Below are 369 nucleotides of genomic sequence, written 5' to 3'. Positions count from 1 at the left end.
CGCCGAAGGCCGCGCCCGCCACGCCTGCGACGGCGGCCCCGACGCCCGCAGCGGCGGCCGAGGCGCCCGCACCCGCGGCCCCCGCATCCGCCGACCCCGCGCCTGCGGCGCAGGGCGACGACGGTGCCACGCCGAGCGCGATCCCGCGTCCGATGGGCCGACCGGGAGCCCCCCGACCGGGCAACAACCCGTTCGCATCGACCCAGGGCATGGGCCGACCCCGCGTCGGCAACAACCCCTTCACGAGCAAGGCCGGCCCCGGTGGCCCGCGCCCGGTGGCGCCGCGCCCTGGCGCTCCCCGTCCCGGTGCTCCGCGACCCGGCGCCCCGCGTCCGGGCGCGCCCCGACCGGGCGGCGCCGGTCGTCCCG

General features: G+C 82.9%; 1 pseudogene. It reads left to right on the top strand.

Annotated features, from left to right (window positions below):
- Positions 1 to 369: pseudogene (locus ABD106_RS13525) on the top strand (translation initiation factor IF-2); the annotation flags it as partial.

Source organism: Agrococcus citreus, from assembly GCF_039527715.1.
Taxonomy (GTDB): Bacteria; Actinomycetota; Actinomycetes; order Actinomycetales; family Microbacteriaceae; genus Agrococcus; species Agrococcus citreus.
Note: the sequence above shows the minus strand (reverse complement) of the source record. Positions and strands in the feature narration are given on the sequence as shown.